Consider the following 21,069-nt stretch of genomic DNA (forward strand, 5'->3'; position numbering starts at 1 on the left):
ACGCATGACCACGACCACACGATTGAACCCGATGGAAATGGATGCGATCGCGAACCGCCATCCAGAACTCCTGAAATCCTCTACCTCCAAGCGCGTACGCACGGCAGCGGTTACCGGCGGCATCGTCGTATATCTCATTTTCAGCTGGTGGTTCTTTTCGATCGGACAGGTGCTGGGCAATGCCAACTGGGGCATCGCCGGCACCTACCTCGCCGATTGGGTTTCCTATGAAGTCCGCCCGGAAATCCACATCGCCCCTGACCGGACGATGAGCCTGAACTATCAACGCAATTCGCCGCTCGGACCGAACCCCAGTCCGGACTGGGTCGAACTCGACAAGGAAACGGTGACACGCCGCGTTGAAATTCCGACGCCGGCAACACAAACGGCAAAGCCGAAGGCAAGTTCTTCCTTCAGCTTCATGACGCCAGGCTCTGCACTGGGTGGCGCAACCACCGCCGAAGCTCAGAACCGGGTCGAAACCCGCACGGAAGAGGTGCTGACGCGCGTCGTTGTTACCTACGACCGCTCGACCAGGATCGAGATCGCCGACAGCCTGGTCAAGGCAACCCATGGCGGCGAGACCTTCGTGATGGCCGTTGACGGCGCCGACAGGGTGACACCGCAGGGCACGCTGCCCACCTGGGCGACGCAGAAGCGCCCCGGCGAGAAGATCGTGCTTGCTTTCGGCGCCACCGGCTGGGCGGAGGTCGAAGGTGACGAGGTTTCCATCCGCAACCGCTTCTTCGGCTGGGCGAATTTCCTCTTCGACACCAACTCGCCCTTCTTCGGCAAGAGCTACGGCGAAGTCGCTTCGCTCATCATGTCCGGCGAGCGGATCGATCCGGCGCGTTCCAATCTTTCACTCGCCTGGAACAACATCCTCTACAATGCCGAGTGGCAGCATCTGGATGTCTGGACGAAGCTCCTGCAGACCGTCGTCATGGCCTTCGTCGGCACGCTCTTTGCGTCGCTGATCGCCTTCCCGCTCTGCTTCCTTGCCGCCCGCAACATCACGCCGAGCTTTATGACCAATCAGTTGGTCAAGCGCTTCTTCGACTTCCTGCGATCGGTGGACATGTTCATCTGGGCGCTGTTCTTCACCCGCGCCTTCGGCCCGGGACCGCTCGCGGGTATCTCGGCGATCTTCTTCACCGACACGGGAACGCTTGGAAAGCTTTATTCGGAGGCGCTGGAGAACATCGACGACAAACAGCGCGAGGGCGTGAAGTCGGTGGGTGCTGCGCCTCTGGCCGTGCAGCGCTTCGGCGTGCTGCCGCAAGTGTTGCCGGTTTTTGCCAGCCAGGCCCTCTATTTCTGGGAATCAAACACCCGCTCGGCGACGATCATCGGCGCTGTCGGTGCAGGCGGCATCGGCCTCAAACTCTGGGAAGCAATGCGCACCAATTCCGATTGGGAAAATGTCGCCTACATGGTGCTTCTGATCTTGCTGGTTGTCTTTATTTTCGACAGCATCTCGAACGCGTGCCGTTCGCGCCTGATGGGCAGCAAGGCACATTGACGACTGCCAGGCATTTGCGCGTCCGCCATCATGATGTTGTCATGGAAATCGGCTAGCTGCGCATCGCATCCCGCAATCAATCGACCCGCCGCCCAGGCGGGCCGGTCGCTACAAGAAAGTGAAGACCGTGCGCTATGCAATCTATTTCGCGCCGCCGGCGGACGACCGGCTGTCGCAGACCGCGTCCCGTTGGCTTGGCCGTGACGCCTTTACCGGCGAGGATCTCGATGCCCCGGCGATTGCCGGCCTCGACCAAGAGGTGCAGCGCGCACTGACGAGCGATCCACGGCGCTACGGCTTTCACGGCACGCTGAAAGCCCCCTTCGAGCTTGCAGAAGGCCGGGACGAGGACGAACTGCTTAGCATCTTCGAATGCTTCGCCGCCGACCTCGATCCCTTCGAGATCCCGGAGATCGTTCTCCATCAACTCGGCCCGTTCTTTGCCCTCGTTCCTTCGGCTCCTTCCGCAGAACTGCAGGACCTCGCCGAGGACGCTGTTCATCGCTTTGATCCCTTCCGCGCGCCGCTGTCGGATGCCGATTTCGTCCGCCGCAAGCCGGAAAATCTGCCTGAGCGCCAGCGGCGCTACCTGCGGGAATGGGGCTATCCCTATGTTTTCGAAGAATTTCAGTTTCATCTGACCTTGACCGGTCCAGTGCCCGCCGAGAACAGCGATTTCATGCGCCGGGCACTCGAAACGACCTTTGCCGAACACACCGGAAAGCCGCTTCACGTTACGTCAGTCGCACTCTTCGTCGAACCGGAGCGCGGCGCACCCTTTACTGTCCGCTCCCTGCTGCCGCTCGGCAGCGACACCCAACGAAAGATCGCATGAGATGAGCAAAGAACAGGTTTTGACCAACGCCCGCATCGTCCTCGAGGATAGTGTCCTCGACGGTTCGGTGCTGATCCGCGACGGCAAGATTGCCGACATTTCCGAGGGCACGGTTGCCAGCGGTGAGGACTTCGAAGGCGACTATCTGATCCCTGGCCTCATCGAACTGCACACCGACCACCTCGAAGCCCACTACTCGCCGCGCCCGGGTGTACGCTGGTTGAAGATCGCGGCGATCCAGGCTCATGACGCACAGGTGGTCACCTCCGGCATCACCACGGTCTTCGACTGCCTGCGCCTCGGTTCCGACGAGGACGGCGGCTTCCAGAAGGGCGAGATGCGCAGCATGGCCGACGCGCTGGCACAGGCCAAGGAAGAAGGCCGCCTGCGCGCCGACCACCTGATCCACCTCCGCTGCGAGGTTTCGACCTCCGACGTACTCGATCACTACGAGGACTTCCAGAACGACCCGCAGGTCAGGCTCGTCTCGCTGATGGACCACGCCCCCGGTCAGCGCCAGTTCCAGACGATGGACCAGTACACGCTCTACTACAAATCCAAGCGCGGCTTCTCGGACGAGGAATTCGCCCGCTTCGTCGAGCGCCAGCAGGCGCTTTCGGCAAAATATGCCGGCCCGCACCGCACAGCCCTTGCCCAGGATTGCGCCGCCCGCGGCATCACCATTGCCAGCCATGACGACGCGACCGTCGATCACGTCGAAGAATCGATCGGCTTCGGCATCAAGCTTGCCGAGTTCCCGACGAGCTTCGAAGCTGCCGAAGCCTCGCACCGCGCAGGTCTGAGTGTGCTCATGGGTGCGCCGAACATCGTGCGCGGCAAGTCGCACTCCGGCAACATCGCTGCCCGCGACTTGGCGGAGCGCGGCGTGCTCGACGTGCTGTCGTCGGACTATGTGCCCTTCAGCCTGATCCACGCACCCTTCGTACTTTCGGACGAAATCGAATCCATCGACCTACCGAAAGCAATCGCCATGGTGACCTCGACGCCGGCCCGCACCGTCGGTCTCAATGACCGCGGCCGCGTTGCCGTTGGCCTGCGCGCCGATATCGCCCGCGTGCACCGCAAGGAAGGCATCCCGGTCGTACGCTCCGTCTGGCGCGAAGGACGGCGTGTCGCATGAGCGCGAACGAACAGGGCGCGCTCGTCGTCGTCGTCGGCCCGAGCGGCGCCGGCAAGGACAGCGTCATGGGCTTTGCCGCCCGACATTTTACCGACTGTCACGATGTGCATTTCGTCCGTCGTGTCATCACCCGCCCGTCGGATGCCGGCGGTGAAGTGCATGAAAGCGTCTCGGAGGATGAATTCGTCGACATGCAGAAGGACGGCGCCTTTGCCGTCTACTGGGATGCGCACGGCCTGAAATACGGCATCCCGTCCGCGGTGCTCCAGAATGTCCGGAACGGCATGACGGCGATCGTCAACGGCAGCCGCGGTGCCCTGCCGGCGTTCCGTGAAGCCTTCGGCGAAATCGCCGTCGTCGTCGTCACGGCAGAAGCGCCGGTGCTCGCGAAACGGCTTGCCGAACGCGGCCGTGAAAGCGAGGAAGAGGTGTTACGACGTCTCAGCCGCCTGGCGCCCGATGTCACCTCAGGCCCCGGCGTCAGCGTAATCGATAACAGCGGTCGGTTGGAAATCGCCGGCAATCGCTTTGTCGAGGTCGTTGAACGGTTGCGTATCAAGGCGGATCACGCGGCCTAGCGCGGCCAGCCTTCGCGACCGATAGGCCTCGAGTCGCTAGCACGCATCGCAACGAGCATTCTCAAGATATCCAGGCAATGGCCCCGAACCTCAGGTTTGGGGCCATTCTTTTTGCTGCGCCGGAGGTACGGCGGCCGGCCGAAATATTCCGCGAAATCAGATTTCTAACGCAATCTCTTCAGCTACTTCATCGTGGTCCGGCGGCCCGATCGCCCTTTTCTTTTCCGAGAGCTCCATAAATTTCCTCTTGTGGAGCAAATTAATATGTATATACATTATATCCAGTGGAGGCGACCTCATGACCCAAATCTCGACCAGCAAGCAGGCACCCGGAATCTGGCGCAACGTGCGTCTCGTGACGCTCGGCGAAAACGTCGAGGGGCTTGGTCTCGTCGAGGATGCGGCTGTTGCGGTCGTCGATGGGCGCATCGCCTATGCCGGTCCGGAGGGTGACCTTCCCGCCGAGTTCTCACGCAGCCTTGAAGCGACCGACGGCCAGGGCCGCGTGATGACGCCCGCCCTCATCGACTGCCACACCCATCTCGTTCATGGCGGCAACCGCGCCCGCGAGTTCCAGATGCGGCTCGAAGGCGCCACCTATGAAGAGATCGCACGCGCCGGCGGGGGAATCGTTTCCTCGGTGAAGGCAACCAATGCGCTGTCCGTCGATCAACTCGTCAAAAGCGCCCTGCCGCGCCTCGACACGCTCCTTTCCGAAGGTGTTTCGACCGTTGAAATCAAGTCCGGCTACGGGCTGAACGTCACGGCCGAACTCAACATGCTGCGCGCCGCCCGCAAGCTCGAAACGCTCCGTCCGGTGCGCGTCGTCACCAGCTACCTCGCCGCCCACGCGACGCCGGCCGACTACAGGGGTCGGAACGGCGACTACATCACCGACGTGGTTCTGCCAGGCCTCGACGCGGCCCATGGCGAAGGTTTGGTCGACGCAGTCGACGGGTTCTGCGAGGGCATCGCGTTCTCGACCGCTGAGATCGCCCGTGTCTTCGACCGCGCAAGGGCACTCGGCCTGCCGGTCAAGCTCCACGCCGAACAACTTTCCAACCTCGGCGGTGCCAAGCTCGCGGCTTCCTACGGCGCGCTCTCGGCCGACCATCTCGAATATCTCGACGCCGAAGGCGCCGCAGCGCTTGCCAGGGCCGGCACGGTCGCCGTGCTTTTGCCCGGCGCCTTCTATGCGCTGCGCGAAGAGCGCCTTCCACCGGTCCAGGCGTTGCGCGACGCCGGCGCACATATCGCGATCGCCACGGATTGCAATCCCGGCACTTCGCCGCTGACCTCGCTGCTTCTGACCATGAACATGTCGGCGACGTTCTTCCGGTTGACGGTTGCCGAATGCCTCGCCGGTGCGACGCGTGAAGCCGCCCGCGCCCTCGGCTTGCTCGCCGAGACAGGAACCATCGAGGTCGGCAAATCGGCCGATCTCGCGCTTTGGAACATCGAGGATCCCGCCGAGCTCGTCTACCGCATCGGCTTCAATCCACTTCATGAACGCATCTTCAGAGGGCAAAGGACTGGTCAATGACCATCATTCTACACCCGGGCTCCGTGCCCCTTCGCGACCTCGAAACCATCTACTGGACTGGCGAACCCGCCCGTCTCGACCCGTCGTTTGACGCTGGTATCAAAAAGGCGGCCGGCCGCATCGCCGAGATCGTCGCTGGCAACGCGCCGGTCTACGGCATCAACACCGGCTTCGGCAAACTCGCCTCGATCAAGATCGACAGCGCCGACGTCGCGACACTGCAGCGCAACCTGATCCTGTCCCATTGCTGCGGCGTCGGGGAGCCGCTCGCAGAAAACGTCGTGCGTCTGATCCTGTCGCTGAAGCTTGTCTCGCTCGGCCGCGGCGCTTCCGGCGTCCGGCTCGAACTCGTACGGCTGATCGAAGCCATGCTCGAAAAAGGCGTCATCCCGGTCATCCCCGAAAAGGGCTCGGTCGGCGCCTCCGGCGACCTCGCGCCGCTCGCCCACATGGCCGCAGTCATGATGGGTCACGGCGAAGCCTTCTTCGAAGGACGTCGCATGTCCGGTACCGAAGCGCTGTCCGCCGCCGGCCTGACGCCGGTCGTGCTGGCCGCCAAGGAAGGCCTGGCGCTGATCAACGGCACCCAGACCTCGACGGCGCTCGCGCTCGCAGGTCTCTTCCGCGCGCACCGCGCTGCGCAGGCAGCGTTGGTTACCGGTGCCATGTCGACCGACGCAGCCATGGGCTCTTCTGCACCCTTCCATCCCGATATCCACACGCTCCGTGGCCATCGCGGCCAGATCGATACGGCAGCTGCGCTGCGGGCGCTGCTCGCGGGCTCCGCAATCCGCGAAAGCCATATCGAAGGCGACGAGCGCGTACAGGATCCCTACTGCATCCGCTGCCAGCCGCAGGTCGACGGCGCCTGCCTCGACCTCCTGCGCTCGGTCGCCCGCGTGCTCGAGACCGAAGCCAATGCCGTCACCGACAATCCGCTGGTTCTTTCGGACAACTCGGTCGTCTCCGGCGGCAATTTCCACGCCGAGCCGGTGGCTTTTGCAGCCGACCAGATTGCGCTTGCTGTCTGTGAAATCGGCGCGATCTCGCAGCGCCGTATCGCGCTGCTCGTCGACCCTGCCCTCTCCTACGGCCTGCCGGCCTTCCTCGCCAAGAAGCCGGGCCTGAACTCCGGTCTGATGATCGCGGAAGTCACCTCGGCGGCGCTGATGTCCGAGAACAAGCAGCTCTCGCATCCGGCGTCCGTCGACTCGACGCCGACCTCGGCCAACCAGGAAGACCATGTCTCCATGGCCTGCCACGGTGCACGCCGCCTGCTGCTGATGACCGAAAACCTGTTCTCGATCATCGGCATCGAAGCGCTGACCGCCGTCCAGGGCGTCGAGTTCCGCGCCCCGCTGGCGACGAGCCCCGAACTGCAAAAGGCCGCTGCCGCGCTTCGCGCCGTTTCGCCGACGATCGAAGAAGACCGCTACATGGCCAATGATCTCAAGGCTGCTGGCGATCTCATCGCCTCCGGCCGCCTGAACGCTGCCGTCTCTGCCGGCATCCTGCCGGGCCTGGAGGCCTGAGATGGCGGTCTTCGAAGTCAAACGAGGCAACTCCCCGGTCATCCTCGGTTTTCCGCATACGGGCACCGAAGTGCCGGCTGCGATCTGGGACCGTCTGAACGACAACGGCCGGATCCTCGCCGATACCGACTGGCATATCCACGAGCTCTATGACGGCCTCCTGAAGGACGTCACCGTCGTTCGCGCGACCTTCCATCGCTACGTGATAGACGCCAATCGCGATCCCGAAGGCGTCAGTCTCTACCCCGGCCAGAATACGACCGGTCTGATCCCGGATACGGATTTCGACGGCAAACCGATCTGGAAAGACGGAGAGGCGCCGACCGAAGCCGATATCGCCGAGCGGCTCCGGACGTTCCACGCGCCCTATCACGCAGCGCTCGCCGCCGAGATCGAGCGCGTCAAGGCGATCCATGGCGTCGTCGTGCTCTATGATTGCCACTCGATCCGCTCGCACATCCCGTTCCTCTTCGATGGCAAACTGCCGGATCTCAACATCGGCACCGACATGGGCAAGACCTGCGCGCCGGAGATCGAGAAGGCGACGGCCGATCTTGCAGCGGTGGCTGAGGGTTACAGCAGCATCCTCAATGGCAGATTCAAGGGGGGCTGGACCACCCGCCACTATGGCCGTCCGGAAACCGGCGTGCACGCGATCCAGATGGAACTCGCGCAATCGACCCACCTGGCCGCCGAAGAGGCACCGTTTGCGCTCGACGCCAACCGGAGCGCACGGCTCCGCGAACCGTTGAAGGCCATCTTGGACCGCATCGAAACCATCGCATTTGACCTCAAGACACAGACAGGGAGCGAGGCATGACCATGAACAATCCGCGCCACAACATTCGCGACGTGCGCGCCCCCCAGGGCACGACGCTCAATGCGAAGAGCTGGCTGACAGAAGCGCCGCTGCGCATGCTGATGAACAACCTGGACCCGAACGTCGCGGAAAACCCGCACGAACTCGTCGTCTACGGCGGCATCGGCCGGGCGGCGCGCACCTGGGCCGATTTCGACAAGATCGTCGAGACGCTCAAGGACCTGAACGACGACGAGACACTGATGGTGCAGTCCGGCAAGCCGGTCGGCGTCTTCCGCACTCACAAGGACGCCCCGCGCGTTCTGATCGCCAACTCCAACCTCGTGCCGCACTGGGCGAACTGGGATCACTTCAACGAGCTGGATAAGAAGGGTCTTGCCATGTACGGCCAGATGACCGCCGGCTCGTGGATCTACATCGGCACGCAAGGCATCGTGCAGGGCACCTACGAAACCTTCGTGGAAGCCGGTCGCCAGCACTATGGCGGCAACCTGAAGGGCAAGTGGGTGCTGACCGGTGGTCTCGGCGGCATGGGCGGCGCCCAGCCGCTCGCAGCCGTCATGGCCGGCGCATCGTGCCTTGCCGTCGAATGCAATCCGGACTCGATCGATTTCCGCCTTCGCACCCGCTACCTCGACGAGAAGGCTGAGACGCTGGACGAGGCGATGGAGATCATTGCCCGCTGGACTGCGAACGGCGAAGCGAAGTCCGTCGGCCTGCTCGGCAACACTGCCGAGATCCTGCCGGAGATGGTGCGCCGCGGCATCCGCCCCGACATGGTCACCGACCAGACTTCGGCACACGACCCGGTCAACGGTTACCTGCCGAAGGGCTGGACGATGGCCGAATGGAAGGCCAAGCGCGAAAGCGACCCGAAGGCTGTCGAAAAGGCAGCACGCGCTTCGATGCGCGAGCATGTGGAAGCGATGATCGCCTTCCAGGACATGGGCATCCCGACCTTCGACTACGGCAACAACATCCGCCAGGTCGCCAAGGAAGAGGGCCTCGAAAACGCCTTCGCCTTCCCGGGCTTCGTTCCGGCCTATATCCGTCCGCTCTTCTGCCGAGGCATCGGCCCGTTCCGCTGGGCGGCCCTGTCCGGCGATCCGGAAGACATCTACAAGACCGACGCCAAGGTCAAGGAACTGCTGCCCGACAACAAGCATCTGCACAACTGGCTGGACATGGCGCGCGAGCGCATCTCCTTCCAGGGCCTGCCGGCGCGCATCTGCTGGGTCGGCCTCGGCGACCGCCACCGCCTCGGCCTCGCCTTCAACGAAATGGTCAAGAACGGCGAGCTGAAGGCTCCTGTCGTCATCGGCCGCGACCATCTCGACTCCGGTTCTGTCGCTTCGCCGAACCGCGAGACGGAAGCGATGAAGGACGGATCGGACGCCGTTTCCGACTGGCCGCTTCTGAACGCCCTGCTCAACACCGCTTCGGGCGCCACCTGGGTGTCGCTGCATCATGGCGGCGGCGTCGGCATGGGCTTCTCGCAGCATTCGGGCGTCGTCATCTGCGCCGATGGTACGGATGATGCGGCCAAGCGCCTGGAGCGCGTTCTCTGGAACGACCCGGCGACCGGCGTCATGCGCCATGCCGACGCTGGCTACGAGATCGCGCTCGATTGCGCCAAGGAAAAAGGCTTGCGTCTGCCGGGCATTCTCGGCAACTGACCCGCGACCGACCGACATACTCAAGGACCTACAGATAGGGGCGCCGAAAGACGCCCCTATCACTTTTTGATGAGACTGGTGTCAGGAGTGCGCCTTCCTGGCCCCGGCGCCTTGCAGCCGTGGATAGCAATGCTAAAAAAATCGAGATGCCATCGCATTGCCCGCGACGCGTTACAGGACGTCTCCGTTCACTCACCCGCGCGCTGGTTTTTGATGAGAAGGCTTCATGCGTTGGGGCAGGAACAGGAGAAGAACCATTAGACATTTGATGTTTGCCACCGGGCTTCTTACGAGCGTCTTTGTTGCCTCGTCTGCGCTCGCTCAGACCGTGAGTTTCTTCGGCCCTGTTCGCAACGGCGAACGGCATTTTACCGCCTTCCCGGAGTTTATCGGCGTCGGAATGAGCCAAGGGGAGACCAAGAAGAGGGACGTGGTCTTCTCAACAATTCAAATGCTCGCCATCAGTGCCGGTATCGAGGTGCGAGCCCAGCCGGGCCTCGGAAGAAACACCATCGGTGTCATATTTAGAGAAGATGTCATCCAGAACGGCCGGGTCAACCTTAGCAAAATTGAAGATTTCGGCTTCGACGCCTACTACAACAAATTGCTCAACGACACCGCGGGAAGCGGTGCTGGAAACTGCGCCTCTGCCGTGAGCTATTCTGCGGAAGGGCGGTTTGAACAAGCCGTCGTCGTTGCAAACAGCAATGTCCCCGATCAGGAATTGGCAACCTGCGTGGCTCAGGCGCAGGCGCATGCGCTGGGGATAGTCACCTTTAACTCCAGCAAGGCCGACTTCTCTCGCTTCATCGCGAGGATCATGATCCTCGTCGATCAAAAGAAGAGATGTCTCCAGGACAATCAAACCAAATTCACCTGCACATTTGTCGATGAGCCCTGGGACTAACCCGGTTCGCGGCTGACCGTCCTCTTTCCCTTTCTGTCGCCGTCGAGGGCCAACAGCAGCACCAACCCGACAAGCCCCCCAGCACCGCCGAGCAGCGCCGTGCCGGAATAGTTACTGATCCGCGTACCCAGCGCGAAAAGCCCCGCGCAAAGCCCGCCGCTGAGGAACAGGTTCACCGCGATCAGTGAACTTCCCAGTCCCGGACGGTCGGCGATCAGGTCTTGCAAATAGCTGATCGGAATGGTGATCAGCGCTGCTGCGCCAAAGGCGCTGATCAGGGTTAGCGCGTAGATCTGCCAGGTGGCCGTGGAAAAGCTGAGGAGGACCATGTAGCCGATATAGATGGCCGTGCCCAACGCCAGCGCCTTGTACGGCACGAGGCTCAACTGGATGCGCGCCCAGACGAAAATGAAAACAACCTCCAGGAACGCGACGATACCGACGATAATGCCGATATCAGTGACGCTTCCACCGACCTCATCGGTCATGATCAGCGGCAACACGGCGGAGTTGACGTGCAGCGTCGACGTGATCGTCGCAACGGCAATCACCCGCAGGAAGATACGCGGCGCCAGGATCTCGCGGAACGATGTCCAATAGGAAAGCCGCTTGCCGAGCGACGGATCAACGCCGCCTTCGTTGGGCAGCGAAAAGAACACGATCAGCAGATTGGCGGTGCAGCCCAGGCAGGCAAGCAGATAGGCGGGCAGCATGCTCTCCCCGCCCGCCAGGGCAAAGCCGACCAGTCCCGGTACCAGAACCCACGCGAGCGAGATGGCGGCACGTGCCCCCGTCGTCAGCGACGCGGCGTCATGGCCGCTCATCCGGCGCGCAATACTGCGGACATTGGCAAAGAGCAGCGTGTAAACCGCGCCGTAGATCGGCAACAGCAACAAGACGCTGACGACAAAACTCATCTGATGCGGCAGTAGATAGACGATACCGTAGCCAACGACGCCGAACAGGATCGCAGTCGACATCAGCACCCGGTAGTTGCCGACGCGGTCGGCCAGGATGCCGATCGAAACGCTGACGATGACATTGACCGTCGAGGCGAGAAGGATCAGCAGCGAATAGAGAGCGTCGCTCAGGCCCAGTTCGTTGATGCCGACGACGGACTGGTAGGGTGACGTCGCGGCACCCGCAAAGCCAAACAGGAAGATCGCCAGCATGCTGATCCGCATGGCCGGGTTGCGCATAGCGCTGAAAATGGTGGAAGTCATGCTAGAACGTGTCCGCGAAGCGGGTGGAGGATATCGCACAATCCCTTAAATCACGGTCGATTTAAGGACAGAATATGCAGCAAGTGAAGGCGTCACAGCGTTGTTTACCGGCCCAATAGACCGGGGCGCTGCCAAGGAAGGGCCTACCCGAAAACTCGGACAGGCAAATGCGGATAGTGAAGCCTCAGCCGTCGCTCGACCAGCGGGACGAGAAGCGGGCGACAGGCTCAAACCCAAAATCCTGATCGAACGGGTAAGCCGGCCGCTGACGGCGCAGGCTCGCAAGGCCGGAGATGCCCTGGTTGACGACACCTTCGGTCAAAGCCATCAGATTGGGGTTGGCGATTGGCGCAAGTTCCGGCGACAGGTAACCCGACTTGACGACGAGCAGCCGCACCGCCTGTGGATCGAGCCCCAGGCGCCGGAAATCCTCGATATCGTGATAGGGCCTGCGGCGCGCGGCAATGACGATTTCGATGGCGCCGACGCGCACCACCGCCTGCCGCTCCCGCTCAGCACCCGGATCGTCGAGCCTGACGACCTCGACCAGCATCTCGGCGCATGGGCTTGCCGGGTCGAGGCTGCCGCCGATCTTCAGCATCAGCGTTTCACCGACACCCGCGGCAAAGCAGGCTTCGACCGCGGGCCGGTCGGTGATGCCGGCAATCAGGGCGCCGCGCCAACTGCGCGCCAGCAGAGCTTTCAGCACATCGGCACGGTCGCCGACGCCACCGCCCGTCGGGTTGTCGCCCGAGTCGGCAAGGATGATCGGGGTCGTCGTCGCCCGTTCGGCGATATCGAGCATTTCATCGAGCGGCCCAGTCACCGGGCCGAAGCGAAAGTTTCTCCGCTGCGCCCAGTAGCCGGCGGCAATCTCTTCCGCCGCCTGCTTGGCTGCTGTCCTATCGGTCGCGGTGACGACCGCGCAGGCGGTCGCCCGCGGCTCGTCGGCCCAGACGTAACCGACCATCAGATTGGCGTCGAGAACGCCGGGACGTTGGTCCATGTCAGGCAGTTGCGCATAAAGCGACTTCGCCGGCTCGTCCTCCGTCGAGGTGCATTCCCCGGGCAAAAGCACGGGAACCGGAACCCAGGCAATACCCGGACGGGATCCGCTTCTCAATGCCGAGACAAGCATCGACCAGGCGCGAGTCATGGTTTCCGGCGTGTCGATATGCGGCGCGGTGCGATAGGCGGCAAAGATATCGAGCTGATCGATAATCCTCTGGCTGACATTGCCGTGCAGGTCGTAGCTCGCCGCAATCGGGCAATCCGGACCGACGACAGCACGCGCCGCCGAAATCCAGTCGCCTTCGGCATCATCCATGCCGTCGACCTTGATGGCGCCATGCATGGCGAGATAGAGGCCATCGATCGGTAAGGTGGCGCTTAGCTTCTCAAGGAACTCCACCTTGAACGCCTCGTATGTCGGGCGCGACACGGGGCCACCGGGCACGGCCCGCGCATGCAGCAGCGGCATGTGCTCGACGCCCTCAGCCTTCATGAAGCTGAAATACTCTGCTTCCAGCAACGCTTGCCCACGCAGGACACGAAAATCTTCTTCCGTCATCAGGACGGGCGAATAGGTGCTGCACTCGGTGTGGATGCCACCAACGGCGATGCGCATGGCTTTTCCTCTCAGAGATTGGGGCTGAGCGGCGCAATGGCCGCGAAACGCTGCCAGTCCTTCGCCGCCTTCGGTGTCCAGGCCGCCTCGGCGATCGCCGGAAGGCGCGGAAAAACCAGGCGATTGAAGTAGCCGCGCGACAGGAAATGTTCGCTCCAGATGCAGGCCTGAACACCCCTGAGGCGCGGTTTCAGCTCCTCGGGAAATTCGCCTTCGGCCTCATAACCATAGGTGTGGGCAGGCGTTGCGGTACCGGCCCAGCTTGCGCCCGGCTCCTGCCAGGCATCGGCCTGCGCCATGTCGAGGTAGTAAGCCTGTCCGGGGGTCATCACCACGTCATAGCCTTCGCGGGCGAGCTCGATCCCGACCTCTGGCCGCTCCCAGGCCATCAGCAGCGTATCCTCGGTCGAGACACCGCCGCCATGGGCCACCTCGTTCCAGCCGGCGAGCTTGCGGCCACGCGCCGTCAGCATCTGCTTCACCCGCTTCAGGAAATAGGATTGCAGCGCGAAGGTACCGGAAATGCCCGCCTGCTCCATCAGCTTCTTGGCCAGCGGCGACGCAAGCCAGGAGCCGTTCGCCACCTCATCGCCGCCGATGTGGATATATTCGCTTGGGAAAAGCTCGACCATCTCGTCGAGGACCTTCTCCAGGAACTCGTAGGTGAAGGCAACGGCCGGGTTGAGCGCGTTGTTCGGATAGCCCTGAACCGAATGATAGCTTTCCGGTGCTTCCTGACCGTCGGTCAGATCCGGCAACGCCACCAGGGTCGCCGTGCTGTGGCCAGGGATATCGATTTCGGGCACCACATCGACATGAAGCGCCGTTGCCTGCGCGACGATCGCCTTCACATCCGCCTGGCTGTAAAACCCGCCGACGGGTTCGGCACCATTGCCGAGCTGCGGCAAAAGCAGCTCATCCGGACCGCGCAGGACCCCGAGCGTCGTCAGCTCCGGATAGGCCTTTATCTCCAGACGCCACGCTTCATCGTCCGTCAGATGCCAGTGGAAGACGTTGAGCTTGAACCAGGCGAGAATGTCGATCAGCCGTGCGACGTCGGCCGTCGGATAGAACTGGCGGGACACATCGAGATGGCAGCCACGCCAACCATAACGCGGCGCATCCGAGATCGTGCCAGTCGACGGGAAGTGGAATTTTCCGGGGTGGTTGCGCGCGCCGTCCAGCAACTGCGCGAGGCTCGTCAGGCCGTATTGCCGGCCGGCGCTGCCGCCGTAGCTGAGGCGAATTTCGGTCTCTGAGAAATCCAGGCGATAGGCTTCTCCCGCCAGAGCTGCATCCGCCGTGAATGCCACCGGCCGGCCCTGCCTCGAGCCGGCAAGGCTGAATGGCGCATGCGCCGCAGGGAACAGGCGGCGGAACATCGACAGGACCGTGTCGACGGCTGCAACGTCGTCCTGCTTGGCATCGGCCGCCGGATAGAGAGTGACCGGGAAACCTGAGCCAGCACGAAGCTCAAGCTTCGCCGGCCACGGCTGCAGCGCATAGGGCTGGTCGAGCCTGCCTTCCGGAAGCTGCACCGGCGGCGGTTCGCTGACGGCGTTCTCAAGAAGGAGATCGGAGACGGCGACCGGCACATGGCGGCCGTCAGCGAGCGTCAGATAGGCGGACTTGGCGCCGTCCGTGCAATGACGTGCATTGCGATGCAGGCCGCTGACGGTGAATCTCCAGCTTTCACCGTTCTCGATCGTCAGCCCGGCCGGCGGCGCGAATTCGTGAAAATTGGCGTTGCGGCGCAGGAACACGGCATTGTCGCAGGCCTCGGGATCGATCACCCGCGTGAGCGAGGTATAGACGATCCTGAAGCCGGAAAGAGGCGCACCGGAGAAATTGAACAGTGTGAAGGTGAACCGGCCAAACGGCCCGCCATCCGGCTGCCAGGACGCCTCGAGACGGTAGGAAACCGGGTGCATGCTCATCCTCCAGAATGCTTTAGGTCAGTAGTGGCTTGATTGCGAAAACGTACGGGCGAGTTCCGCCTGGCCGGCGGTGAGGCCGCAGTCGACAGGCAGGCAGACGCCCGAGATGGCCGCAGCCATCGGCCCCGCCAGGAAATGCACCGCATTGGCCACATCGTCCGGGTTGACGATACGCTGCAACGGATACCAGCGGCGCGCCTCTTCGAAGACATCCGGATTTGATGCCGCCCTCGCCTCCCATGCCTGGGTGCGCACCGTGCCGGGCGCCACGGCGTTCGAGCGAATGCCGAACTTGCCGTATTCCACGGCAATGAGCCGCGTCAGATGCAGGAGACCCGCCTTTGCGGCGCTATAGGCCGGGTGGCCAAAAACATTCATGCCGTTGACCGAGGCGATGTTGACCACCGAGCCGCGGGTCTCTTTCAGCATGTCCTCAACGGCCCGAAAAGTGAGGAAGGCTGCTTCGAGGTTCAGCGCATTGTCCATGCGCCAGATCTCAGGCGTCGTATCATGCAGGCTGACGGCACGGGCAGCGCCGGCATTGTTGACGAGCGTCCGAACCGATCCCTTGCCCTTTGCTGTCGCCGCCATCGCTGCAACGCTCTGAGCATCCGTCACGTCGCAGGCGAGCGCCACAAAACGGTTTTCGTCGCCGAGCGCGCGCGCGGCCCGTTCGGCGGCCTCCGCATCGATGTCGACGAGCAGGATCACATCGTGATCGTCAGAAAGCTTGCGCGCGATAGCGCGGCCGATATCGCCGGCAGCGCCGGTTACGATCGCTAGGGATTGCGTCATGCGCTGACCTTTCGCGGCACGTCAGTCTCCGAGAAGCTGGCGATCGTCACCGTCGCGGTGCGTGACCAGCTGCTGTTTGATGCGCCGAAGTGTGGTCGTCGCCTGGGGCTGCACCCGATAGGCGACGAGGCTGGAGAGGATGTCGAGCAGCGCCAGATAGGCGATGCGGGTGGAGGTGGGGCGGTAGATATTGTTGCCCTCGGGCAAATCGACCGGAACGGTGATGCTGGCGGCGGCCGCCACCGGACTGCCGCTCTGCGTCAGCGCAATGGTCGGCACCTTCAGTTCGCGGGCGAGCGTAAAGGCGCGCACGAGCTCGGCATTGCGGCCGGAAAAGGACGAGCCGATGACTACGTCGGTCGGCCGCGCCGCCGCCGTCATCATCAGCTGCATGCTGTGATCGGAGCTGGACGTGATGCGAAGCCCGTAGCGAAAGAGCCGGTTCTGCAACTCGGCAGCGATCATCGAGGAATTTCCGCCGGAACCGAAGGCATAGATCATTTCGGCTGCCGCGATCCGCTCGACCGCCTGCTCGATGGCGGCCAGATCAAGCGAGCGATGCAAGAGGAACAGCGCGTTCTGTGACTTGGTGATGATGTCCTGGGCGACGTCGCCCGTCTCGCGACTCTTGGGCTCCGGCTTCAGATAGCGCATGCCGATATAGGCGGTGCGGGCGAGCTGCACCTTGAAATCGGAGAAGCTGTCGCAGCCGAGCCGCCGACAGAAGCGGGTCACAGTTGGCGGCGAGACATCCGCCTTGCTCGCCAATTCGATGATGGAGGCGTTCACCGCGAATTCGAAATCGTTCAGGAGAATGTCGGCAATGCGGTTTTCCGATTGGGAGAGCCGCCCTTTTTCTTCCTGTAGTGTCGCGAAGATGTCCATCGGCCGCTTACGCCCTGCTTATTGATCAACCTTCCTTCGGCTTATAGGCGACGCAGTCGATCTCGACCTTGCAATCGACCATCATCGACGACTGGACGCAGGCCCGCGCCGGCGGATGAGCACCGAAATACTCCTGGTAGATCTTGTTGAAAGTCCAGAAATCCCGCGGGTCGTCGAGCCAGACGCCGCAACGAACCACATGCTCCGGACCGTAGCCGGCTTCAGTCAGGATGGCCAGCACGTTGGCGATCGTCTTGTGGGTCTGCGGGATGATCCCGCCCTCGATGATCTCGCCGTTTTCCATGGCGACCTGGCCGGAAACATAGAGCCAGCCGTCAGCCTCGACGGCGCGCGCAAACGGCAAGGGCTTACCACCAGCGCCAACCTGTTCCGCACCATATCTCTTGATGGTCATGTCAGCCTTCGTGCAAATTATTTTCTTTGATCGTTGACAAGTGACCATAGAAAGCTGAATTTGACCAGCGAAAAACACCGTTCATGAAAAGAATTTCAATCCAGGGCGCGAATATGCGGGATCCTTTCGTCAATCCATTCCCCTCCTCCGATGCTGCTCGCCACTCGATCTGGGAGATGCTTGTCTCTCGTGACATCACCGCTTTTCTGGCGGCCGACTGGTCGATGGTGTCAGGCGATTTCGTGGAGGACAGCTTCATCGGCATCGACGGCCGGCGCGAAACCAATCCCGACAATTGGCGGCTGACCTTCCCGTCGCTTGCAGCCTATCGCGACGAGTGGCTGCGCCAGGCGCAGGATTTCGCCGGTCAGAGCTTTGCCGAAGACCCACGCACCGCGATCTTCACGACCACGACGCTCGAAGACATTGAGATCAACGGCGACCAGGCGCTGGCACGCAAGAAGTTCGACGGCAGCCTGAAAAAGTCCGACGGAAGCGTGGACATCCTGAAGTGGCAGACGGTCTATTACTGCCGCCTGCATGAGGGTCGCTGGAAGATTGCCGGCTTCACCGGTTACCTGCCGAACCCGATGGGTCCGGCTTGAGCGCGACGCGACATTAAAAAGGCAAAAGGCTTTGCGGATCTTCACAGCGGCGCTTGCGACCGAGACCAACACCTTCTCCCCGATCTGCATCGACCGCCGGGCCTTCGAAGCCTCGCTCTACGCACCGCCGGGAGAACACCCGGAAACGCCGACGCTTTGTACGGCACCGATCACCGTCGGCCGGCAAGTCTGCGCTGAGAAGGGCTGGGAGCTGATCGAAGGAACCGCCACCTGGGCGGATCCCGCCGGCCTCGTCAACCGGGAGACCTATGAGAGCCTGCGCGACGAAATCCTCGGTCAACTGCGCGCTGCCATGCCCGTCGATGCCGTGGTGCTCGGCTTGCACGGCGCCATGGTCGCCGACGGCTACGAAGACCCCGAGGGCGACCTGCTCACGCGCGTGCGCGAGATCGTCGGCCCCGATATCCTCGTCTGCGCCGAACTCGACCCTCACAGCCACCTGACGGCCAAGCGCGCTGCCGCGTCGAACTTCTTCGTCTACTTCAAGGAATTTCCGCATACCGACTTCGTCGACCGCGGCGAAGATCTCTGGCGCATCGCCGTCGATACGCTCGAAGGGCGCGTCACGCCCGTCATGTCGATCTTCGACTGCCGCATGATCGATGTCTACCCGACCTCGCGCGATCCGATGCGCTCCTTCGTCGACAAGCTCATGCGCATCGAGAAGGAAGATGCGGATGTGCTTTCGCTCTCCGTCATCCATGGCTTCATGGCCGGCGACGTTCCGGAAATGGGAACGAAGCTGCTCGCCGTCACCAATGGCAAGCCCGAGAAGGGTGCAAGCCTCGCTCGGGAATTGGGCCTCGAGCTCTTCTCACACCGCGGCACGTTCATCATGCCGCAGATCGACGAAAAGCAGGCCGTTGACGAAGCGCTCGCTGCGACTGTGGGGCCTGTCGTGATCGCCGATGTCTGGGACAATCCGGGCGGCGGCACCGCCGGCGACGCAACGGTGCTGCTCGAAGAGCTTCTGGCGCGTGGCGCAACCGACGTCGCAGTCGGAACGATCTGGGACCCAATGGCGGTACAGATCTGCATGGCAGCCGGCGAAGGCGCAGAGATCCCCTTGCGCTTCGGCGCCAAGTCGGCGCCCGGAACCGGCAATCCGGTCGACGGCACGGTCAAGGTGGTCAAGCTGGTACGTGACGCCGAGATGCGCTTCGGCGAGAGTTTCGCCCCGTTTGGCGACGCCGCTCACGTTCTTTTCGACGGGATCGACATTATCTTGAACTCGACCCGCGCGCAGAGCTTCGACCCAAGCCTCTTCTCGGTAATGGGCATCGACCCGACCCAAAAGAAGATCCTGGTCATCAAGTCGACCAACCACTTCTACGCGTCGTTCTCTAAGATTGCGTCAGAAATCCTCTACTGCTCGGCGGGCACCCCTTACCCGAACAACCCGGCCAGAACTGACTACAAACGCGCGCCTAAAGACATCTGGCCGAAGGTCGACAATCCGCACGGGACGGCGAAGGGCGCGGCCTGACCGTTGCTTCCGGTCGGGCACGACCAAAAATTCACCCATCTACCGCCTGGCGGGCCATCTTGATGTACCGCGCGACGTGCTTCGCATCGATGTCCGCCGGGCGCAGGACCTTGATATGGCGACGGCGCTTGCCTGTGTCCTCCAGAACGGAATGCGGGTCGGGCAAGGCGGCGCCCCGGCTGAACTCCAGTGTCACATGGTGACATCGGAGAAGACGCCGCAAAAGTTGTCCTTCGACGAAAGCAGGATCCCGCCATACAGTCGCGACGGCAAAGAGCGGCCGCCAGCCGACAATGGGCGGCGACCACTACCCTGGTTTACTCGCCCGTCAGGCGGCTGCCGGATCGAGCACGCCGATGTCGATGTCGGTCAATTCCACCCGACGTTCAAGCGCGATGCCCGCTTCGTCGAACAGGTGGCAATCGGCAACCTGAATGCCGGTCTGGATCATCTCCTCCGGCCGGATCGCCGCCGTTCCCGGCAACATGGCGCAGAAGTTTTCACCTTCCCCGCCGATTGCCGCATAGGCGACCGTATGGGCGCCGAGACGCTCGATCACCGTTGGTGTCACCTTGAGGTTCAGATCTCCGGTTCCGAGCGTGATGTGCTCCGGCCGCACTCCGAGCGTCAACGTCCGCCCGACGAGACCGGGTTGCGACGTAACGGGGATGGTCACCGTCTGCCCCTTGTAGTCGACCTCGACGCCGGCATCGCTGACGCCCTTGCAGGTAACCGGGAGGAAGTTCATCTTCGGATTGCCGATGAAGCCGGCAACGAAGGTATTGGCAGGTTTGTGATAGAGTTCGAGCGGCGCGCCCGTCTGGGCAATCTGCCCGGCATTGAGGACGACGATCCGGTCCGCCATCGTCATCGCCTCGACTTGGTCGTGCGTGACGTAGATCATCGTTGCCTTCAATTGCCGGTGCAGTTTCGCCAATTCGATGCGCATGTCCGCCCGGAGTGCGGCGTCGAGGTTCGACAAAGGCTCGTCGAAGAGGAAGATCTTCGGTTCGCGCACGATCGCACGCCCGATCGCAACACGCTGGCGCTGGCCGCCGGAAAGCATCCCGGGCTTTTGCTGCAGGCGCTGATCAAGGTGCAGAATGCGCGCGGCATGCTCCACCTTGGCCTTCAGCTTCTCTTCGGCCATTTTTTCCACGCGAAGCGGAAAGGCGATGTTCTCGAAGACGCTCATGTGCGGATAGAGCGCGTAGGACTGGAAGACCATCGCGATACCACGCTTGACCGGCGGCAGGTCGTTGACGCGCTTGCCGTCGATCAGGATGTCCCCTGAGCTGGTCTCGTCGAGACCGGCTATCATCCTGAGCAAGGTCGACTTGCCGCAACCGGAGGGTCCGACGAAAACGACGAACTCACCGTTCCTGACTTCGAGATCGATGCCCTTCAGCACCTCGAAATTCCCGTAGAATTTCTGAATCCGATTGAGATTGAGCTGTCCCAAAAAACTGTCTCCGGCCACCGGCGAGAAGCGGCTCATTTATAGCAGAGTTAGGTGGGGCC

19 protein-coding genes are annotated in these 21,069 nt (G+C 62.5%); 11 read left to right on the forward strand and 8 right to left on the reverse strand.

Features of this window, described 5'->3' with window-relative positions:
• The first annotated feature begins 4 nt into the window (after nt 1–4).
• The 9 genes from phnE to AB4Z53_RS10090 all read left to right on the forward strand — a co-directional run bounded on the left by phnE (nt 5) and on the right by AB4Z53_RS10090 (nt 10,554).
• Entirely contained in the window at nt 5–1,522 is a 1,518-nt protein-coding gene (gene phnE, locus AB4Z53_RS10050) for a phosphonate ABC transporter, permease protein PhnE (protein ID WP_441595711.1), read from the forward strand.
• Between the two features lie 127 nt (nt 1,523–1,649).
• The gene (locus AB4Z53_RS10055; RefSeq protein ID WP_113535164.1) at nt 1,650–2,357 is read left to right on the forward strand and encodes a DUF1045 domain-containing protein; all 708 of its coding nucleotides are present in this window, start codon (nt 1,650–1,652) and stop codon (nt 2,355–2,357) included.
• A gap of 1 nt (nt 2,358) precedes the next feature.
• On the forward strand, nt 2,359–3,498 hold the full coding sequence (locus tag AB4Z53_RS10060; protein ID WP_113535165.1) for an alpha-D-ribose 1-methylphosphonate 5-triphosphate diphosphatase: 1,140 nt from the start codon (nt 2,359–2,361) through the stop codon (nt 3,496–3,498).
• The gene (gene phnN / locus AB4Z53_RS10065) at nt 3,495–4,076 is read left to right on the forward strand and encodes a phosphonate metabolism protein/1,5-bisphosphokinase (PRPP-forming) PhnN (RefSeq protein WP_113535166.1); all 582 of its coding nucleotides are present in this window, start codon (nt 3,495–3,497) and stop codon (nt 4,074–4,076) included. The genes AB4Z53_RS10060 and phnN overlap by 4 nt, the downstream gene beginning before the upstream one ends.
• A 298-nt stretch (nt 4,077–4,374) precedes the next feature.
• A complete protein-coding gene (gene hutI, locus AB4Z53_RS10070; protein WP_441595712.1) occupies nt 4,375–5,619 on the forward strand; it encodes an imidazolonepropionase in 1,245 nt (414 codons plus the stop codon).
• Nucleotides 5,616–7,151 (forward strand): histidine ammonia-lyase, encoded by a 1,536-nt coding sequence (hutH, locus tag AB4Z53_RS10075; RefSeq protein ID WP_441595713.1) that lies wholly within the window; start codon nt 5,616–5,618, stop codon nt 7,149–7,151. The genes hutI and hutH overlap by 4 nt, the downstream gene beginning before the upstream one ends.
• Nucleotide 7,152: 1 nt before the next feature.
• Nucleotides 7,153–7,971 (forward strand): N-formylglutamate deformylase, encoded by an 819-nt coding sequence (gene hutG, locus AB4Z53_RS10080; protein WP_441595714.1) that lies wholly within the window; start codon nt 7,153–7,155, stop codon nt 7,969–7,971.
• A 2-nt stretch (nt 7,972–7,973) separates the two neighbouring features.
• Nucleotides 7,974–9,647, forward strand: a complete 1,674-nt coding sequence (gene hutU, locus AB4Z53_RS10085) for a urocanate hydratase (RefSeq protein WP_223730389.1) — start codon at nt 7,974–7,976, stop codon at nt 9,645–9,647.
• Nucleotides 9,648–9,915: 268 nt separating this feature from the next.
• Nucleotides 9,916–10,554: a hypothetical protein gene (locus AB4Z53_RS10090; RefSeq protein ID WP_113535171.1), complete on the forward strand. Its 639-nt coding sequence runs from the start codon at nt 9,916–9,918 to the stop codon at nt 10,552–10,554.
• On the opposite strand, the gene AB4Z53_RS10095 is transcribed toward AB4Z53_RS10090, so the two are convergent.
• The 6 genes from AB4Z53_RS10095 to AB4Z53_RS10120 form a co-directional block, all read right to left on the reverse strand.
• The gene (locus tag AB4Z53_RS10095) at nt 10,551–11,777 is read right to left on the reverse strand and encodes an MFS transporter (RefSeq protein WP_441595715.1); all 1,227 of its coding nucleotides are present in this window, start codon (nt 11,775–11,777) and stop codon (nt 10,551–10,553) included. The two genes, AB4Z53_RS10090 and AB4Z53_RS10095, sit on opposite strands and share 4 nt — an antisense overlap.
• Nucleotides 11,778–11,961: 184 nt before the next feature.
• Nucleotides 11,962–13,404, reverse strand: coding sequence for a M81 family metallopeptidase (locus tag AB4Z53_RS10100; RefSeq protein ID WP_441595716.1), 1,443 nt, complete (start codon nt 13,402–13,404; stop codon nt 11,962–11,964).
• Between the two features lie 11 nt (nt 13,405–13,415).
• Nucleotides 13,416–15,335, reverse strand: a complete 1,920-nt coding sequence (locus tag AB4Z53_RS10105; RefSeq protein WP_441595717.1) for a beta-N-acetylhexosaminidase — start codon at nt 15,333–15,335, stop codon at nt 13,416–13,418.
• A 24-nt stretch (nt 15,336–15,359) separates the two neighbouring features.
• Nucleotides 15,360–16,136, reverse strand: a complete 777-nt coding sequence (locus tag AB4Z53_RS10110) for an SDR family oxidoreductase (protein WP_113535175.1) — start codon at nt 16,134–16,136, stop codon at nt 15,360–15,362.
• Between the two features lie 21 nt (nt 16,137–16,157).
• Complete coding sequence (locus tag AB4Z53_RS10115) at nt 16,158–17,021, reverse strand: MurR/RpiR family transcriptional regulator (RefSeq protein ID WP_113535176.1); 864 nt, start codon at nt 17,019–17,021, stop codon at nt 16,158–16,160.
• 25 nt (nt 17,022–17,046) lie between these two features.
• Nucleotides 17,047–17,436, reverse strand: coding sequence for a RidA family protein (locus tag AB4Z53_RS10120; protein WP_104665256.1), 390 nt, complete (start codon nt 17,434–17,436; stop codon nt 17,047–17,049).
• Between the two features lie 113 nt (nt 17,437–17,549).
• Between AB4Z53_RS10120 and AB4Z53_RS10125 the strand changes: the two genes are divergently transcribed.
• A complete protein-coding gene (locus tag AB4Z53_RS10125; RefSeq protein WP_113535177.1) occupies nt 17,550–18,041 on the forward strand; it encodes a hypothetical protein in 492 nt (163 codons plus the stop codon).
• 31 nt (nt 18,042–18,072) lie between these two features.
• Nucleotides 18,073–19,548 carry a M81 family metallopeptidase gene (locus AB4Z53_RS10130; protein ID WP_441595718.1) on the forward strand — a complete coding sequence of 492 codons (1,476 nt, stop codon included), beginning with the start codon at nt 18,073–18,075 and terminating at the stop codon, nt 19,546–19,548.
• A 31-nt stretch (nt 19,549–19,579) separates the two neighbouring features.
• On the opposite strand, the gene AB4Z53_RS10135 is transcribed toward AB4Z53_RS10130, so the two are convergent.
• Nucleotides 19,580–19,843, reverse strand: coding sequence for a DUF1801 domain-containing protein (locus AB4Z53_RS10135; RefSeq protein ID WP_441595825.1), 264 nt, complete (start codon nt 19,841–19,843; stop codon nt 19,580–19,582).
• 33 nt (nt 19,844–19,876) lie between these two features.
• Nucleotides 19,877–21,010 (reverse strand): ABC transporter ATP-binding protein, encoded by a 1,134-nt coding sequence (locus AB4Z53_RS10140; RefSeq protein WP_113535179.1) that lies wholly within the window; start codon nt 21,008–21,010, stop codon nt 19,877–19,879.
• Nucleotides 21,011–21,069: the final 59 nt, after the last annotated feature.

The sequence above is a fragment of the Ensifer sp. 2TAB8 genome (assembly GCF_052115125.1).
GTDB lineage: Bacteria > Pseudomonadota > Alphaproteobacteria > Rhizobiales > Rhizobiaceae > Ensifer.

What these genes read in the sequence shown, in the direction of transcription:
- phnE (WP_441595711.1), top strand. Translation starts at nt 5, where the DNA reads ATGACCACGACCACACGATTGAACCCGATGGAAATGGATGCGATCGCG.
- AB4Z53_RS10060 (WP_113535165.1), top strand. Translation starts at nt 2,359, where the DNA reads ATGAGCAAAGAACAGGTTTTGACCAACGCCCGCATCGTCCTCGAGGAT.
- phnN (WP_113535166.1), top strand. Translation starts at nt 3,495, where the DNA reads ATGAGCGCGAACGAACAGGGCGCGCTCGTCGTCGTCGTCGGCCCGAGC.
- hutI (WP_441595712.1), top strand. Translation starts at nt 4,375, where the DNA reads ATGACCCAAATCTCGACCAGCAAGCAGGCACCCGGAATCTGGCGCAAC.
- hutH (WP_441595713.1), top strand. Translation starts at nt 5,616, where the DNA reads ATGACCATCATTCTACACCCGGGCTCCGTGCCCCTTCGCGACCTCGAA.
- hutG (WP_441595714.1), top strand. Translation starts at nt 7,153, where the DNA reads ATGGCGGTCTTCGAAGTCAAACGAGGCAACTCCCCGGTCATCCTCGGT.
- hutU (WP_223730389.1), top strand. Translation starts at nt 7,974, where the DNA reads ATGAACAATCCGCGCCACAACATTCGCGACGTGCGCGCCCCCCAGGGC.
- AB4Z53_RS10090 (WP_113535171.1), top strand. Translation starts at nt 9,916, where the DNA reads ATGTTTGCCACCGGGCTTCTTACGAGCGTCTTTGTTGCCTCGTCTGCG.
- AB4Z53_RS10095 (WP_441595715.1), bottom strand. Translation starts at nt 11,777, where the DNA reads ATGACTTCCACCATTTTCAGCGCTATGCGCAACCCGGCCATGCGGATC.
- AB4Z53_RS10100 (WP_441595716.1), bottom strand. Translation starts at nt 13,404, where the DNA reads ATGCGCATCGCCGTTGGTGGCATCCACACCGAGTGCAGCACCTATTCG.
- AB4Z53_RS10105 (WP_441595717.1), bottom strand. Translation starts at nt 15,335, where the DNA reads ATGCACCCGGTTTCCTACCGTCTCGAGGCGTCCTGGCAGCCGGATGGC.
- AB4Z53_RS10110 (WP_113535175.1), bottom strand. Translation starts at nt 16,136, where the DNA reads ATGACGCAATCCCTAGCGATCGTAACCGGCGCTGCCGGCGATATCGGC.
- AB4Z53_RS10115 (WP_113535176.1), bottom strand. Translation starts at nt 17,021, where the DNA reads ATGGACATCTTCGCGACACTACAGGAAGAAAAAGGGCGGCTCTCCCAA.
- AB4Z53_RS10120 (WP_104665256.1), bottom strand. Translation starts at nt 17,436, where the DNA reads ATGACCATCAAGAGATATGGTGCGGAACAGGTTGGCGCTGGTGGTAAG.
- AB4Z53_RS10125 (WP_113535177.1), top strand. Translation starts at nt 17,550, where the DNA reads ATGCGGGATCCTTTCGTCAATCCATTCCCCTCCTCCGATGCTGCTCGC.